The sequence below is a fragment of the Bacillus sp. mrc49 genome, assembly GCF_002803435.1.
This window is the reverse complement of record NZ_PHNG01000750.1, coordinates 1-1,263: the sequence shown is the minus strand read 5'-3', so window position 1 is coordinate 1,263 and position 1,263 is coordinate 1. Positions and strand designations below refer to the sequence as shown.

The 1,263-nt window shown below is 41.3% G+C and carries 1 protein-coding gene and 1 pseudogene; both read left to right on the top strand.

Annotated elements, in window-relative coordinates:
• Positions 1-685 (top strand): DNA integrity scanning diadenylate cyclase DisA (gene disA, locus CVN76_RS22035; protein ID WP_100533072.1); only part of this gene is annotated, 685 nt, incomplete at its 5' end.
• Positions 686-914: 229 nt separating this feature from the next.
• Positions 915-1,263: pseudogene (locus CVN76_RS22030) on the top strand (PIN domain nuclease); the annotation flags it as partial.

Below are 1,263 nucleotides of genomic sequence, written 5' to 3'. Positions count from 1 at the left end.
TGTCATCACGTTATATCAGGGGAATTTCCGGTATGCCCTCAAAGATATAGGAGTCATACTGGCCAAGGCCAATCTAGCCATTCAAACCTTGGAAAAATACAAGGTGGTCCTCCAGCAGAGCATCTCGGTATTGGGAGCGCTCGAGTTTGAGGAAATCGTGACCTATGCCGATCTTTTGCAGGTATTTCACCGCTATGTAATGGTTCTCAGGATCAAGGCGGAGCTGCTTACCTACCTGAATGAGCTTGGTACCGAAGGAAGGCTGATCCGTCTGCAAATGAATGAAATCCTGGCAGATATAGAAACGGAGGGAAAATGGCTCATCAAGGATTATACCTCCAGAAATGACGAAAAACCTGAAGAAATCATTTATCGGCTTCAAGAACTGGCCATGCAGGAAAAACTGGATGAAAGCATCCTCCTTAAGGTTTTGGGCTATCATGGATATATACACCTTGATGAAGCCGTGCATCCCCGCGGTTATCGCATCCTCCATAAAATCCCGCGGCTGCCGGTATTGATCATCGAAAATTTAGTGAATCAGTTCGAAAGCTTTAGCGAAGTCAACAAAGCTTCGGTTGAAGACCTTGATGATGTTGAAGGCATTGGGGAAGTCCGTGCCAATAAAATTAAAGAGGGTCTTCGCATTTTAAAAAACCAGCTGGTCACAAATAGAAGGATGTAAAGCTTAACTTCAAAAAATTCCTATTTTAGCTTGAAATTGATTGGCGCTTATTTTTGACACCCAAAACACAGGGTGCTAGGCTAATATTACGAAAAAGAGAAGAGTCATATTTGTAAATCCACTAAATCCACTAAATCCTTAAGTGAATTTCACGTATATAATGAAAACGAATTTTCGAAGGTTTCATTTTATTTTATTGGTCAATAATGAGTAGAGGGAGGTGAAAGGGATGTTAAAACGCATTATACAAGCATGCTTCTTAATAGTCGGCGGAACTCTTGGTATGATACTCATTCCTGAATTATTAGTTGTTTTACATGCAGATGATATTGCTTTATTAAACAATCCTTATGTAAGTGTACTGTTGGGTGCCATTATCTTTTATCTTATTACTTTTTGGGCAGTAGATCATGTGATCTATTTTATGAAGTGGCTGGAGGAACAGCTCGTTAAGATACCGATTACGGACATCATTTTTGGCAGTGTCGGTCTTTTGGTCGGACTGCTCGCGGCGTTCTTGGTTGGCTACGCGTTCAGTGCCATCGGTGTTCCCATTTTAAATACGGTCGTTCCGATCA